General features: G+C 52.0%; 12 protein-coding genes, 2 tRNA genes and 1 pseudogene. 6 read left to right on the top strand and 9 right to left on the bottom strand.

What is annotated here, in order from left to right:
• Positions 1-201, bottom strand: a pseudogene (locus tag BLW59_RS16280) (IS256 family transposase); the annotation flags it as partial.
• Between the two features lie 231 nt (positions 202-432).
• Here BLW59_RS16280 and BLW59_RS16275 point away from each other — a divergent pair.
• Complete coding sequence (locus BLW59_RS16275; protein WP_074698803.1) at positions 433-1179, top strand: PrsW family glutamic-type intramembrane protease; 747 nt, start codon at positions 433-435, stop codon at positions 1177-1179.
• 39 nt (positions 1180-1218) lie between these two features.
• On the opposite strand, the gene BLW59_RS16270 is transcribed toward BLW59_RS16275, so the two are convergent.
• The 3 genes from BLW59_RS16270 to BLW59_RS16260 form a co-directional block, all read right to left on the bottom strand.
• Positions 1219-2001 (bottom strand): autotransporter outer membrane beta-barrel domain-containing protein, encoded by a 783-nt coding sequence (locus tag BLW59_RS16270; protein WP_074698799.1) that lies wholly within the window; start codon positions 1999-2001, stop codon positions 1219-1221.
• Positions 2002-4551, bottom strand: coding sequence for a S8 family serine peptidase (locus BLW59_RS16265; RefSeq protein ID WP_074698797.1), 2550 nt, complete (start codon positions 4549-4551; stop codon positions 2002-2004).
• A 286-nt stretch (positions 4552-4837) separates the two neighbouring features.
• Positions 4838-5350 (bottom strand): hypothetical protein, encoded by a 513-nt coding sequence (locus BLW59_RS16260; protein WP_074698794.1) that lies wholly within the window; start codon positions 5348-5350, stop codon positions 4838-4840.
• 169 nt (positions 5351-5519) lie between these two features.
• Between BLW59_RS16260 and BLW59_RS16255 the strand changes: the two genes are divergently transcribed.
• Positions 5520-6611 (top strand): BMP family ABC transporter substrate-binding protein, encoded by a 1092-nt coding sequence (locus BLW59_RS16255; RefSeq protein WP_074698792.1) that lies wholly within the window; start codon positions 5520-5522, stop codon positions 6609-6611.
• Between the two features lie 205 nt (positions 6612-6816).
• Here BLW59_RS16255 and BLW59_RS16250 read toward each other — a convergent pair whose 3' ends face one another.
• Positions 6817-7242 carry a hypothetical protein gene (locus BLW59_RS16250; RefSeq protein ID WP_074698790.1) on the bottom strand — a complete coding sequence of 142 codons (426 nt, stop codon included), beginning with the start codon at positions 7240-7242 and terminating at the stop codon, positions 6817-6819.
• A 524-nt stretch (positions 7243-7766) separates the two neighbouring features.
• Between BLW59_RS16250 and BLW59_RS16245 the strand changes: the two genes are divergently transcribed.
• Positions 7767-7843: transfer RNA gene (locus BLW59_RS16245), tRNA-Val, on the top strand.
• Positions 7844-7846: 3 nt separating this feature from the next.
• Positions 7847-7923 (top strand) — tRNA-Val (locus tag BLW59_RS16240).
• Between the two features lie 42 nt (positions 7924-7965).
• Here BLW59_RS16240 and BLW59_RS16235 read toward each other — a convergent pair.
• Positions 7966-10089: a PAS domain-containing hybrid sensor histidine kinase/response regulator gene (locus BLW59_RS16235; protein ID WP_074698788.1), complete on the bottom strand. Its 2124-nt coding sequence runs from the start codon at positions 10087-10089 to the stop codon at positions 7966-7968.
• A 164-nt stretch (positions 10090-10253) separates the two neighbouring features.
• Here BLW59_RS16235 and BLW59_RS16230 point away from each other — a divergent pair, with 164 nt between their 5' ends.
• Both BLW59_RS16230 and BLW59_RS16225 read left to right on the top strand, forming a co-directional pair.
• The gene (locus tag BLW59_RS16230; protein ID WP_074698786.1) at positions 10254-11018 is read left to right on the top strand and encodes a response regulator; all 765 of its coding nucleotides are present in this window, start codon (positions 10254-10256) and stop codon (positions 11016-11018) included.
• Between the two features lie 26 nt (positions 11019-11044).
• The gene (locus tag BLW59_RS16225) at positions 11045-12283 is read left to right on the top strand and encodes a histidine-type phosphatase (protein ID WP_139283736.1); all 1239 of its coding nucleotides are present in this window, start codon (positions 11045-11047) and stop codon (positions 12281-12283) included.
• A 58-nt stretch (positions 12284-12341) separates the two neighbouring features.
• Here the strand turns inward: BLW59_RS16225 and BLW59_RS17570 are convergent, their stop codons facing one another.
• From BLW59_RS17570 to BLW59_RS16215, 3 genes are all read right to left on the bottom strand, one after another.
• A complete protein-coding gene (locus BLW59_RS17570; protein ID WP_139283735.1) occupies positions 12342-12629 on the bottom strand; it encodes a hypothetical protein in 288 nt (95 codons plus the stop codon).
• Positions 12556-13866 carry an RNA-binding domain-containing protein gene (locus BLW59_RS16220; RefSeq protein ID WP_074698780.1) on the bottom strand — a complete coding sequence of 437 codons (1311 nt, stop codon included), beginning with the start codon at positions 13864-13866 and terminating at the stop codon, positions 12556-12558. Before BLW59_RS16220 ends, BLW59_RS17570 begins: the two co-directional genes overlap by 74 nt.
• Positions 13867-14304: 438 nt before the next feature.
• The coding region (locus BLW59_RS16215; RefSeq protein ID WP_139283734.1) for a transposase at positions 14305-14497 on the bottom strand (193 nt) is incomplete at its 5' end.

The raw sequence follows: 14497 nt of genomic DNA, 5'->3' as shown, positions 1-14497 counted from the left end.
ATCCTTGTTCTTGTAGTCATACTTACCATAGCCCAGGGAGTCATCCAGCTCTGCTTCAAGGCCATTCTCCATGAACTCTGCTATAGTTTCCTTAAATAAGTTCTGAATGTCCTCCATGCTGGTGACGTTGCTTTCTTGCAGCAGTGCCCGAATCTTCTCCCGGCGGGCTTGCTCTTCTGGGGTGCGTGATTTTCTGCTCATAAAAATACCTCCCAAGTGATGTTCCCATTTTACATCACTTGGGAGGTTTACACAAAATCCGGGGTAGACTCAAGAACGCCCCCATTCATGGTATAATTTCCATGGATGGGGGCGTGTTGCGCCAAGTAAATAAATCTCCAACTTGTCATCAAAAGTTTCAAGCAGGAAAAACACATCATCTGTTCGAAACATGAACCATGTCAATTAATCCGCAAAACAAGAGGTGATATTATGTCGATTGCAGCAGTCTTTCTGATTGAAACCGCTATAGCCATCGTCATTTTGCGCTGGCTGTGGGGGAAGAAACGCGGGGAGAAACTTTCACTCAAAAGGGTTCTGACCATCGTATTTCTGTCCCTTCCTGGCGTATTCATAGGCGGCTTCGTAGAACACCAACTTATGAACAACGCCATTGTCCATAGCCTCCCTCCACTCCTCGCTGGCATTATTGTGTCTGTATTCGTCACAGCTACCTGCGAAGAACTCATCAAATATGCGGCATTGCGCTGGGTAATCAGCCATGAGACAAAGATTGTCTCGCATCTTGATGTATTGCTTACCTCCATCATGGTAGCCATGGGTTTTACCTTATTTGAAAACTACGTCTATCTGCGTGAGGGGACGATTACTTTGATACGCATTTTCCTTCCCTTTCACCTGCTGTTTGGCGCTATCATGGGCTATTATTATGGAAAAGCAAGAGTCACTGGCAAGAAAATCTACCATTTCCTGGCCCTGGCCTTGCCGATACCGATACATGCCATTTTCGATCTCTTCCCGGTGACGAAGGAGTACTTGCCCCAGGATGAAAAAGCCATCGATGCCCTCACTTCCCTGCCTTATGAAACCGACGAGTTGATTATTATTTGGGGAACTATAATTGCTTGCATTGCCTTCATCCCCAGCATAATCAAGGTCTTCAGGAAAATCCACCAATGGAGCCGCAACGACGAACTGCAGGAAAGTATACGAGCGTAAAAATATGGGGCTATTGCACGTAATGCAACAGCCCTATATTTACCAAACCCGTTTGATCTGCACGAAGGCGGAGATGTCCTTGTCATGGACGCCTTTCTGAAGCTGCACTTCCCCATCGGCAAACCAGCCCGTGGCAAATTCCGTTTCACCTGACAGGGAGAGGACTAAATGGGTCTTGTCCTGATTGTTCCGCAGGGTATATAATTTGCCATCATAGCCCTCATAGTGGAAGGAAAGCTCCGGGTCGGCTCCGGTGAAGGCGTGCTTTACCCCAAGACGCATGCTGTAGTTGCCGCGATTCAGATACCGTTTCAGTTCCAGGCCCAGCTGTCCTGAAAAGTAGGTGTTATGCATGCCGGAGACATGCTGGTTGAAGATGCCTGCGCCCTTTTCAGCGTAGGCGGGCTGACTCAGCCGGGAAAGCTGGAAGCCTGCATAGGGGCTCACATGCCAGGTTTTGCCATCCTTGGCGTTGAGGTCATATTTGTATTCTCCGCCAATTTCTGCCAGATGGGAGCGGTAGCTGGCGTCAGCGCTGAGTCCCAGCGCACTAAGGCTGCGATGGAGCTTGTTGCGCATCCAGCCGTAGTCAGCATAGATATAAGCATCAGCAGCGCCCTTATGATAGCCTGCATAAACACCGAACCGGGTGTCATTAATAGTGCCGTTGCCGGATTTTGCACCCATGCCTGTGGTTTGATAGCTGGCAAAGATCCCCCCCCGCCAGTTGTCATTGATACGGCGGTCATATCCTCCCGATACGGCGCTGCCGTGGTAGTTGGCCCCACCCTTGAAATCTCCCCAGTTCTTGGTGTACTTCACCTAGGCATTGTTGTCCTGGACCACAGGAAGGAGCATATTTACCTTGAGGCCGGTATCTGTCCCGCTGTCCGCCAGGTGACTGCTTGGCAGGGCCACCTCAACAGGCTGCATGGAAAAAGCCGTGCTCAGGCGGTCAGAAATGACACGGCTGGCCAGAGTAATTTGCTGGGGCAGGACTGCCAGATCGGGCCCCTCCGAGGCAATGACCTCCATAAGAGCTTTTTGGGCGTCTGATGCGCCAAAGCTGTAGAGGGTGCGCATTTCCTCCTTGCGTGAGTCTCCCGACAGACCTTTCTGCATATCGTCCATTGCCTCAAGCGCCTCAGCCTGCTCTGCCGTCATATTCCCCATATTGTTGGCAGTCACCGTCGTGGCCGTGAGTATGTTGCCGGATACCGTCCCATAGGTGCTGAGCATCCCCGTAACCTTAGCCGGATGCTCTGCATTGTTGGCCACATCCCCCTGGATCCTTCCCGCCGTCAAAACTTCGTAAGTCTCCCCAGGGAGCGCATTGACAAGAACCACCTGGCTGCCCGATACATCTGCCGTATCCTGCACGATAAAACGGTTGTTGCCCTCTGCACTTACGCGGGAGACCAGCTGCCCTGTGCTGACCAGGCTATTCATGGTAAGATCGCCACGGCCCTCACCGTCACCGGCTACGGCTACGTTTCGGTTGTACAGGGTGCCGGCAATGGTTCCCCGTCCGGCGATGGTGCCATCTTCTACGCTGTAGGCATCACCTGCCACCGAACCGTCAATGGAAAGGGTTCCTCCCTTGGCAACGCTGGCCCCCAGGTAAGTGTTGTGCCCGGTCAGGGAAAGACGGCCTTCCCCTTCTTTGAGAAGCCCCACATGAAGCCCTTCCATGCCACTTTCGTCCACATCACTGTTATACTTTTCTACATAGAGAGCTGTCAACAGACGGGCACCTGGTTCGGCCTCAGGATTGGAAATCCAGTTTGTATCATAATACTTGTAACGTTCGGCCAAGTCTTCCTCCGTACTGTCGGCAGCAATTTTCCCCACCCTGATCTCTTTGATGTCATTTGACCAGGTGGAATCGTAGCCTTTCGTGTCGATAGGGTACATAACGATGGGGCTGCCATCTGAGGTAAAACGGTGGGTGATATTCCCCGTTGTAAGCCGCCTTGCATTCAGCGCCCCGGGACCTCCCACAGCTTTTCCCACATCCACTACGCCCTGTCCGACAAAGGCTGACAGGGGGACATTGTAATAGGCATCATGGGCAAAATAAGGCCAGTACTCCGCTACAAATTTTTCCCTGTCTTCAGTATAATGGTCTTTGTAATAGGTATACAGGTCCTCTTCAATTTCCTTTTCACTACGGACGCGGCTGTCAAAATAAAAGAGATTTAGCTTAAGATGGGACTGGCCCGCTGCATCCGTATCTTGCTGCTCCGTCACAAAATAGCTGTGATTAGTTGTAATATTTTGGTTCGCAGTAGAAAGCAGCGTATCTGCAATTTGCTTGGCGTTCATGTAGGGAAAGGCTTCTTCCACCAGGCCTGCGGCCCCGGTCACAAAAGGCGTAGCCATACTGGTGCCTGCCTTGGTGATATAATTGCTTCCCGTTGTGGCAAAATTGGCATTGGCTGATAGAATGTTCTTGCCCGGCGACGCTAAGGTATACTCTTCCGCATACTTTGCCCCATCGGAAAAAGATGTCATTAACCAATCGCCATTTATGCTCCCATTCTCCTGCCTGGACATCCCCTTGGTATAGCCCGCAGCATTATTGTTCAGAGCAGTGACATTTATGAATCTTCTCTTAGCCGAATCATAAAACCAACTGCTGAGTCCCTCTATTGCAGGGGTGGGATGACCAGAATTGGCTGCTGCAAAGATCAGCAGTTTTCCCTTGCCTGTCGCAGTTCCGTTAGCTTGGACCCGATTATACTTCATATCCCTATCCTCTGCATATAAAAATCCCGCAAGTTTTTCAGTAAACTCATCTAAATTACTGGATTCTTTCACCAATTCCCCAACTGCGCCGCTAAGAAGTTCATCAAGGTAAATACTATTCCCCCAGGAATTATTGATAATTTTTATGTCCTGCCGATCGTAAAAGGGCGTAAACGGGTCAGCATACTCCCCGACGTGTTCGCCAAAATTATACCAAACAGGACTGCCGGCCAGACCTGCGTTATAAGCTACGCCTTGCATGCCCACGCCGTCACGGTTTGCCGCTATGATACCGGCTACGTGGGTGCCATGATCCAGCTGGCTCCAATCATATACCCCAGGCTGGCCGCCTTCCATCCAGGAATCTCTTATCATTTGAGCATAATCCTTGTTGGCAAACTCAGGATGCAGAAAGTTTGCGGGCTGGTCGCATACACCAAGAATTACTCCTTTCCCTGTATATCCCTTGGCATAGGCAGAAGCCGCATTCAAGAGATCAAGCCCGAAGCTTGCATAATACTCCGGTGTCTGAAAATCCGCCGCCTCCGCTGCCCAGGCATGACCATTGAAGAAAAAGCCCATGGTGAGGGCTGCCAAAATTGCCAGTTTTTTTGATCCTTTCATCTTTGTCACTCCTCGTAGGAAAGGCATTTGCATTATTGAAAGATACATCCTCATGGATCCTTCCTCTACGCAGAGGGGCTGACGGAGGTCCATGGCATCTTCAATGCAGGCGTAATTATCATAAAGCTAAGAATTCTACGCCATTGGTAAAGCCTCCTGCTGGAGGGGCTGAATTTCCTTTGGGTGCACGGTGGACAACCTGGAAGGGGGCCCCGGAGTTGGAGGATGATAGAAGCATAAAAATAGGGGGACAGGCCGCAAAAGCCTGTCCCCTTTATTTTTTTTATTAAAATACGCTCTCAGGCAGTGTCTCTTTCTGCACGTCAAGAGGGCTGCTGATGACCCGGGTGAGTCTCTCCTCATCGGTGTCGGCTTTCAGCTCCTCGAAGATCACGTCCATGCCCTTCAGGGTGGTGCCGTTGTTCTCACCGAAGAAAGTCCAGCTCTCATGCTTGTCTGCCAGGCTCTGACCGTCCTTGCTCCGCATGGTGAACAGGGAGAAGTATTCTGCCACATTGGCATTCTCCGCGCCGTTCTTGTTGATATTGATGCAGTTCAGAGTGATGAAATGGTCCAACTTTGACTCGTTTACAGGCACGTTCTTGCACCAGAAGTAAATGCTCTGGATATCTCCGTCCTTGTAGAGAATCCGCACCGTTTCCTTGTCAAAGAACCTGTTGAACCGCGCCTGCTCCCCGTTGGTATTTTCCGGTGCAGGCCAGGGAATCCACTGGGCTGCCTGAGCAGGGGCTGCAGAGAGCAGCAACAGGAGCGCCAGGGACAAAAACATTCTTTTCATCAGACTATTCCTCCTCCGAACAATATGCGTAGATTGCAACGAGAAGATTATATCATCTGTGGACATAAGTGGCTATGAAAAATTTGGAGGAAAAGAAGGATTCTTCAGGGGGGAGGGGAGAATGTTATGGGTGTAGTCGGTTTACAGCTGGGCGGAAAAGGGATGCGCTATGAAAAAGTTATTTTTGATTGCACTCATCTTCTTATTGGTGGCCGTGGGAGGGATTCTGACCATTCAAAGGTCCCAGACGGATAAGGATGTGATGGCCAGGACTACCAAAATCGGCGTGTTTATCAGCGGGGAGTGCCAGGACAGGAGCTGGTGCCAATCCCATTATGAGGCCCTGGAGTCCCTGAAGGATGAACTGAACCTGGAAATGATCTACAAGGAGAATGCTCCCGGGGATTGCTATGATGACATCAAGGAGCTGATTGAAAAAGAGGGATGCCGGATCATCATCGGCTGCAGCTTTGACTATGGCAAGGCCATGAAAATGGCTGCTGATGAATACCCGCAAATTTATTTCCTGCACGCAGGGGGCACTTATCATCAGGACAATTATTCCTCGTTCTTTGGGCGCATGTATCAGGCAAGATATTTGTCAGGCATTGTGGCGGGTAAGCAGACCAAGACAGGGGAACTGGGCTATATTGCCGCTTTCCCAAATTCGCAGGTGATTCGCGGCATCAATGCCTTCACCCTGGGAGTCAGGCGGGTACGACCGGATGCTGTGGTGCACGTGAGCTATTGCAAGTCCTGGACGGCTGATGCACCGGCCCTGGAGGCCTGCCGGAAACTGCTGGACGCTTTCCCCATTGATGTGGTGACAGTCCACACCAATTCCATGGCCCCCCATCAGGAGGCAGATGCCAGGGGTATATGGTCCATCGGCTATCACACGGACAATCGGGAACTGTTTCCCAATACATATCTGGTGGCCTGTGAATGGGACTGGCGCCCTTATTACCGTGAGCAGATAATGGACTGCCTGCAGGGCAAGTTCCACGGCAGGCAGGTCTGGACTTACAAGGATGAAGGGATGGTCAAGCTGTCTCCCCTTTCTCCCCAGGTGTCTGCGGACACCGCTGCGCTGGTGCGGGACGTCACCGATAAATTCAGCAAACGTGGCTTTGATGTATTTTACGGGCCCATCAAGGACAATAAGGGCAGCCTTCGCATCACCGAAGGAGCCTCCATGTCAGATGATGAGATGCTGAATGCCTTCGACTGGTACGTGGAGGGCGTCAGCGTCTATGAGTGAGATTGTCTGACATAGGCGTGCATGGAGACACGAAAATAGCCTCCCGGTTAACGACTCCGGGAGGCTTCTTTATGCAATATCCTAATATCCTTTGCATATTTGGATTGTAATATTTATCTGTTAGAAAAATAATATAACCATGACGTGATATTATAAGCAAGTGTGTGAAACCTGAGGAACAGATGTCAGGTAGAAGTTGATATGCTCAAAAACGCAAGTTTATCTCTGTTTCATAATCTTCTAGCCACGCCTTCCTTTTCTTGGCCAGATATTTCGCCCTATGCGATTGCTCCTTCTGTTTCCTCCGTTCACTGCTCTCAGCCTTTACTCTGCGGTGCTTTTCCGCCCCTGTCCTGTCTGCTTCCGGAATCAGGTTTGCTGGCAGACGGTAGACCGTCACCAGACGTTGGTCTTTGGTGAAGATATGCATAGCTTGGGCATATATCACACACTCGTGCCTTGGGCCGTTTTGTACCTTCTTGGCACTGAGGAAGCCGGCCAGGTCTCCTTCTACATCTTCCTCACGGAGGCCATATTTAAAGACCCGGTGCAGATATTCTTTATCGCTGGGCATGCTGGTGGAGATGCGCCGCCTCAGGCGTCTGGCACCGTGCTTGGTAAGGTCGGCCATACTATCACCTCATCAGCCATGGAAATTCTTGATTGTCAGCGAAGTAATATTTTAGTACAATAGTTCTAAGCTACAAAAACGGTAGGCGGTTAGTCCTCTCATCAAAGCTGGCGTTCAAAGCGCGTGGTCGATCGGCAGATGGGAGGTGATGGTATGGACAACATGACGCTTCAGTTGTTACTGATTCTTCTGATTATCCTTGCCGTCAACAACAGAAAGAAATAACCGCCCGTAGTCTCGCAAACTTTGGCGGTTAATCTTTGGATTATACAAAAGAGTTGAGGGCTGACCGTTTACCAGTAGCCCGCCTCCTGTTCGCAGCAGGAGGCTTCTTTTGTTTACATTATAACACTTGTTGACATAAGTGGCAACGAGTCATATAATTAGGGCATAAAGTCTAGTAACGAGATGGTGTAGGCCGTGGGGAGTAGTTAACCCTGCGGCTTTTCGCTTTTTAGGAAAATGAAAATTTTTTCTTGACATTGCCATCGAAACCGTGTATTATATTTCTTGTGTTCAGCAATGGGGTTATAGCTCAGTTGGTTAGAGTGTCTCGTTGACATCGAGGAGGTCACAAGTTCGAATCTTGTTAACCCCACCATTTGCTCGCCTAGCTCAGTTGGCTAGAGCATCTCCGTCACATGGAGGGGGTCGGGGGTTCGAATCCCTCGGCGAGCACCATTTGTAAATACAGGAGGCCGCAAGGCCTCCTTTTTCGTATCCTTATTTATCTTCCCACGCCTCCACAATCTCTTCCAAAGGCTCCTGCAGGCTTCTGTACATTTCCAGCAGCCCGGGGGTCTTTTCTGCTATAAGGCTGTTGTTTGCTTCCTTGCCTGCCATTTCCAGCTGGAAGGCAAGGTCTGAGAGGGATTTTGCGCCTACGATGCGGGAGGTGCTTTTCAGGGAGTGCACCAGGATGGTGTAGTTCTTGAGGTCCTGCTCCTGCCAGGCTTTTTCGATTTTCTTGGACTTGGAGCCGATGGAGGCGGAGAAGATGGAGAGGGTTTCCATGTAGTCCTCCTCGCTGCCGCAGTATTCGATGCCGGACACGGGGTCGATGGCTTCCAGCTCGAAAAGGGCAGTGGGCAGGATATCCGAAGTTTCCTCTGGGGGCGGTGTTGCTGTCCCTTCCTCTGTCACCAGCTGTACCTTTTCTTTGGGCAGGTAGTGTATCATCATGCGCTCCATGTCCAGGATATTGACGGGCTTGGGCAGATAGTCGTCAAAGCCTGCTTTCAGCATACGCTCCCTGTCACCGGCGATGGCGCTGGCGGTGAGGCAGACGATGGGGGTGGCTTTGGCTTTTTCCGGGTAAAGCTCGTAGAGCTTTTTCAGGGTCTCGATGCCGTCCATTTCCGGCATGCGGTAGTCCAGGAAGATGATGTCGTAGTCCGCAGCGCCGAATTTCTCGATGCACTCCCGGCCGCTGGCAGCTGTCTCTGTGAGGAGCTTGGTCTTTTTCAGGAGCCCCACTATCACCTTCAGGTTCAGGGGGGTGTCGTCAACCAGCAGCACCCGGGCCGTGGGGGCCAGGAAGCTGAGATGCTTCTTGACTGTCTCGCCGATGATGGGGGTGCTGCCAAGGTCGAATTCGCCTATCTCTGTGCTGTCCACTATCTGCTGGCCCACGGTGAAGGAAAAGACGGAGCCCTGGCCGTAGGTGCTCTGCACCTGCAGGTCGGCCCCCATGAGCTTCAGCATGCGGGAGCTGATGGCCAGGCCCAGCCCGGTGCCCTCGATGCTGCGGGTGCGGATGACATCAAGCCGGTCAAAGGCTGAGAACAGCTTGCCAAGTTCCTCGTCTTTGATGCCGATGCCCGTATCTTTCACCGCCACCTCGATGGATACATCGTGGCCTTTTTTATGGGTCACCTGCATTTTCAGGGTCACGGTGCCCTTTTCTGTGTACTTGGCGGCATTGGTCAGCAGGTTGGTGATGACCTGCTTCAGCCGCAGCTCGTCACCGAAAAGCCGGGTGGGCAGGCTGGGGTCGATTTCCAGCCGGAAAATCAGGCCCTTTTCCTCCAGGCGGAATTTCACCAGATTGGCAAGATCTGAAATGAAGGTGCGGGTGTCGTACTCTGCCTCGATGAGCTCCATGCGGCCCGCCTCGATCTTGGAGAAATCCAGGATGTCGTTGATGATGCTCAGGAGGCTGGTGCCCGCTGCGCCGATATTGTGGGTGTACTCCAGGATGTTCTTGTCGTGGCTCTCCCGGCGTATCAGCTCGTTCATGCCCAGGATGGCGGTGATGGGGGTGCGTATTTCGTGGCTCATGTTGGAGAGGAAATTCGTCTTGGCGCGGTTGGCTTCCTCTGCCGCCTTGAGGGCCTGGCGGGTGGCCTCGCTCTGCTCCAACAGCCTTTCCTGCAGGGCGATTTTTTCCTCCAGCTGCTGCTGTCTGATGCGGGCCTCGGCTTCCTCTTTGACGCGCTCTCTTTTTTCCGTGATGTCTGATATGAAGACGAAATAGACGCCGCCGTGGGTCTTTGTATTGGAAAAATGGCCGTAGTCGTCTACCCAGCGAACCTTGCCGTCCCGGCGGATAATGCGGTACTCCACATAGTCCATGCCCTCGCTGCTCTTTTCTATCTGCTCATCGATGGAGCTGGAGATTGCTTTATAGTCATCGGGGTGTACCATGCCCTTGAAGGTATAGCCCGTCAGTTCCTGGAATTCCGCAAGGTCCTGGCAGCCGAAGATTTCAAAGACTGTCTTGTTGGCATAGAGGATCTCTTCGGGCTGCTCAGCCTTGTAGATGAAGAAGCCCCCGGGCATGTGCCGCCCGATTTCCTCCACCACCTTGAAAGCCTCGCTGCCCAGCTCATAGTTGCCGTTGAACATGGGTAGTACCTCCCTCGTGTTTTGTTGGATTTATGTCGTTAATATAATTATAAAGCCATTGTGCAAATTTTTCTACAGGCAAAATATTCAGCCAGGGGCAGGATTTGGGTGGGCTTTGGCGAAGTGTGCAAAGAGATAATCTGCCCTTCGGGAGGAGTGGGACTATGGAGAAAGTCATATACATAGAGAAGAAGCAGTACCTGGTGGACCGGGCAGTGGAAAACAATCTGCGGGAGGCTGGCTTCCAGGTGCTGAAGGTGGCCGAAGACCTGGAGGAAGTGAACCGCTGCCGCCATGAGGCGGAGATTTTCGTCTATAACCCGGCTGAGGACAGCAGCGAAGCCAGGAAGCTGGTGCCATACCTGGCCAGTCTCTGCCGGGACAGCAAGAAATCCCTGTGCCTTTTGGGCAGTAAGGATTTCCTGGAGGAAATGAAGGCCCTGCCCGAGGGGGCGGGCATCACCCGCACCTACATCGCGCCGGTGGATATGAAGAAGCTGGCGGCAGATGTGGTGACGCTGGCCAAGGGGCAGCAGGAATACAGGCGGCGCAAGCAGGTGCTTATCGTAGATGATGATGAGGATTTCCTGGCCATCATGACCCGCTGGCTTAAGAACGCCTATGATGTAGAGGGACTGCAGTCCGGGGAGGAGGCCCTGGACTATCTGGCTTTTGAGCAGCCGGACCTGGTGCTGCTGGACTATGAGATGCCGGAGATGGATGGCTATGAGGTGATGGAGCGCATCCAGAAAAATCCCGTCACCGCCAGGATTCCCATCATCTTTCTGACGGGCATCAACGACCGGGAAAGCGTCATGCGCATCATCAAGCAGCGCCCTGACGGCTACATACTGAAATCCACTAAGAAAGCAGAGCTGCTGGACACCCTGGCAAGCTTCTTCTATGAGAGGAGCATGGGGAAAGGGTGAAACATGGCCGCAGGAAGGAGTACTTCATGAATTTCCGCAAGATATTTTTACTGCTCATAACCCTGCTCTGCTTCGCAGCCTTGCCCCTGGCAGAAGCGCGGGGGCTGCAGGAAAATTATGACCTGGTGCAGGTCCTGGTGCTGTCCCGGCACAATATCCGGGCGCCTTTGGTGGACAGCGGCACCCTCTCTGGGATAACGCCCCACCAGTGGCATGATTTCGGGGTGCCCAGCGGAGAGCTGACTGTGCATGGGGGGCAGCTGGAAGAGAGCATGGGAGCGTACGCCCGCAGCTGCCTGCAGCAGGAAGGCCTGCTGCCCGCAGGCTGCCAGCCGGGGGAGGGGGAAATCCTCTTTTATGCCAATGCTATCCAGCGCACCCTGGGCACCGCCCGTCATTTTGCAGATGGGATGTTCCCCGGTGAGAAGATGCCTGTGAAATACGAAGGCCAGGTGGGGGAGCCTGACCCTTTGTTTTGGGGAGATCTTTCTGGGCACTCGGCTGCTTTTGACAGGGAGCTGAAGAAGGAGCTGGCTGCCCTGGGGGACAGTGAGGCCCTGACCAGGAGAGTAGCCCCCGGTATTGAGGCGGCGGCGATAGCGCTGGATAACCCGGCGGTGGAAAATGATGAGTTGCAGGTGACAGTGAAGGAGGGACTGCATCTGGGCGGCTCTATCCGTCCCCTGATGACGGCCTGTGATGCCCTCTCCCTGCAGTATTATGAACTGGGAGACAGCAGGGCGAGTTTTGGCCATGAGCTGAGTTTCAGGCAGTGGCAGGACATCGCGGCCGTGAAGGAGGCGGGAATCCACGTCTACCGCCGGATGCCCACTTTTGCAAGAGCCCTGGCGCGTCCTTTGCTGGAAGTCTTCCTGCAGGAATTGAATGCCCCTGGAAGAAAGTTCACCTTCCTCTGCGGCCATGATACGAATGTGGCCACGGTGATGGGGGCTTTGGGGGTCAGGGAAAACAGCCTGCCGGAATCCATCGAGCAGGAAGTCCCCATCGGCGGCAAGCTGGTGGTGGAGAGATGGCAGGACAGGGCAGGAGAGAGCTTCCTGGCGTTGAAGCTGGTCTATCCTTCCGTCTATCAGCTGTGCAGCGAGCTGCCCATAGATATGAGGCACCCTCCCCAGTCCCTGCCTCTGCACTTGCAGGGCATGGAGCCCAATGAGGAAGACCTCATACCTATGCAGGCTTTCCGCCAGAGGCTCACTGAGGCTATAGAGAGCGATGAAGAACTGATGGACGTAGATGGGAAATAATATGCAAAATGCAGGCTCGCCTTGAGGGCGGGCCTGCATTTTTGCTGGCAATTTGTTTTCATTCGTACTTTTGCAGCCTCTTCCTGCTGTCTCCCGTTTTGTAGTTTATATCCACTCCCGGCTGGACGTTGTGGCAGAAGACGTGGAAGGAGAGGCCGGCGCCGCCGTCTTCTACGGACAGGGCTTCCAGTTTTATGCCGTGGGCTATCAGCTCCCCGGGCAGGAAAACGGGGGTGGCGCGGTAGAGGACGTGATTGCCGGTATCTCTTGTATCAGTGTTGCGGGCCAGAAAACTGATATTTGGTATTTTTCCCTCTGCCTGTCCGCTGGATTTTCCCTTGCTCAATGAGTGCATGCAAGGTGCGGGTGGCGGTAGACAAGCTGACTTCCAAGAAATCTTCAGCTTCTTGACGGCTGATGGATTTTTTCTTTTGGACAAATTCAAGCAGACGGCTTTCGGATGATTGGTCGGGGGGGTCTTTGAGCAAGAAAGGCTGCTGGTCAAGATGTGGCAGGATGACCTTGAAAGCGTTGGTACTGGTGATGAATTCCGGCTGTGAGAAGCTGCTCTTATAGGCGCTTTGTATTTTCAGCAGGCCGGTGCCGTAGGCTTCGATGAGTTCCAGCCGGTAGAAGATGTTCGCTAGCTTTGGGTTGCGGCAGACAGAAATACCAAGCATTATATCGTCCTTGTGGATGCCGGGCAGCAGGCCGCCAATGGAAGTGAACTCCATGCGGTCAGAGTAGATGCCCACTATGTTGCTGGCGCTGAAGGAATAGTCCCGGTGGACAAGGCTGTTCAACAGGGCTTCACGCAAGGCCTCTTCTGGATAGCTTTTGGAATCCTGTCTGTAGAGTCCGTGGAACTCTGCAGAGGTCTGATTGTTTAGCTGCATGTAGGCATAGCAGTCCTCCAGCTGAGAGAGCAGCGGCCCGGTGAACTCCCGCCTGTCCTTGAACTGGCTTTGGTCATTGCCCTGGAAGACAGCGGCTTTGATGGAAAAGGGGTACTGGTCGGAAAGAAGCAGTCCAAGATTGGTGAAAAGTCCGTCCCTGTTTGTGAGGCCCAGGGAAATGAACTGGGCTTCCTGGAATTTCATACCTTTGTTCTGGAAGACAGAGGCAGTCTTTTGGAAGGTCAGGTTTTGGTCGAGAGAAAGGGAATCATCGAAAACATCACCATCAGCATACTTGATCATCTGTCGGATTTGCTCGGCGGATGCCTGGACGGAGGCGCTCCCCTGCCGGACATATACACCGGAAGGCTTTAGTCCGTTTTTTATGAGGTAGTATGGTTTATTGGAGCCGGCAGAAATATAGAGGTGTATGATGTCTTTGCCCTCAATCTCCTCACTGCGAATAGCAACGAACATCATCACATCAGGATGAATAGAATCCCGCAGCATACTGGCTATGCGGAGCATAGTCTGGTCTATATCCTGTACGCCAACTACTGTTCCGTCATTGTCGACGCCAATATAGATTGACCCGCCGTGGGCATTGACAAAGGCCAGAACTTCCTTTTTTAGGCCGTCAGTCAATTCGCGCGTGTATTCTGTGTATTCGTTTTCCTTGTGAAGCATGGCAATCACCTCTTTCTAGTCATATTATAGTTATTCTAGTCATTGTAGTCAATATGGGTGATTTCGTTTAGGATACAAAATTATCAGTTTTTGGCAAACAGCAAGTATGGAAGTAATTTTACTAGATAAGAAGGAGTTTAGAGATATTAAGGGAAATAGACACGTGTTAAGATTTTTGTTTTAGGATTGCAGGCGCTTGGGTAGTTGATACATAAGCGGTAAACAATTGGCATAAATGGCGTAAATAAGCCATTATTGCTAGTGTATGCCCCACGCACGTGGGGATGAACCGATGCTTTTCAGAGGCTGTCCCAAATTCTGTGTAAACTCCATATCGTGATGTAAAATTGTTATTAAAACAAGAGGTTTAAGCCCTTGTCACTAATACCAACCATATTTCTCTCTGCACGTCAAGAAATCCTTGAACGTGCAGATTTTTTATTCCGGAAGCCTGTCTTCATAATAGACGGCCAGCTGGGCATGGATAATGCTCCAATCCTGGCGGCGGCCTGTCCATTTCTTCGTTATGTCCATCATGGCAAGGTAGAGCATTTTCAGCAAGCTGTCATCTGTCGGAAATACGGACTTGGATTTCGTCACCTTGCGGAGCTGGCGGTTGAAGCCTTCTATG

Source organism: Selenomonas sp. KH1T6 (genome assembly GCF_900108415.1).
Classification (GTDB): Bacteria; Bacillota; Negativicutes; order Selenomonadales; family Selenomonadaceae; genus Selenomonas_B; species Selenomonas_B ruminantium_A.
Note: the sequence above shows the minus strand (reverse complement) of the source record. Positions and strands in the feature narration are given on the sequence as shown.